The sequence below is a fragment of the Megasphaera sp. NM10 genome, from assembly GCF_000417505.1.
In the GTDB taxonomy this organism is placed as follows: Bacteria; Bacillota; Negativicutes; order Veillonellales; family Megasphaeraceae; genus Megasphaera; species Megasphaera intestinihominis.
Genome location: NZ_APHY01000154.1, coordinates 1 through 528, shown reverse-complemented (window position 1 = coordinate 528; position 528 = coordinate 1). Strand labels below are relative to the sequence as shown.

Annotated in this window: 1 pseudogene; it reads right to left on the bottom strand. The window is 47.5% G+C overall.

The features are described from left to right. Positions 1–52 precede the first annotated feature (52 nt). Positions 53–528 (bottom strand): annotated as a pseudogene (locus tag NM10_RS14095) (hypothetical protein); the annotation flags it as partial.

The following is a 528-nucleotide window of genomic DNA, read 5'->3' as shown; positions in this document are numbered from 1 at the left end:
CTAGTTGAAGTTGTAGGCCGGTTTCAGCTGCCCATTTTCATGTGGTCTTCTTTCATGCGCATAACGTAGCGTCGGGATCCGTCTTGGAATAACTGTTCCGTGTACCCATTACGGTCAGGTGGGCATCATATTCTTGTTGTTTCTCCCGGATGGCTGCTACCTGTTCAAACAGTTTTTGTTCTGCTGTTTTTCGATGGCCAGACCCTTGCACAAACGTGATGCCGTTTCCCTGGCATACGTCTACAACAGACCGGAGTAATTCATCGTCATCCAGAATAAAGGTATCCATGCCCGTGAAAGCCAGCATCTGTTCCTGGATTTGCCGCCGTTTTTCCTTTAGCTTAGCAATCCCTTTTTCTACTCGCTTGCGCCAGACAAACGTATAGCGGTTCGCATTAGCTTCCATCTTAGTCCCATCAATATACCATTCGGTAAAATCCACGGAATCCAGCAAAGACAACTGATGCACAAACTGGACAAACAACTGGCGGAGTACGGCTATGGAATCCGATGGAAGAAACGGCCAAA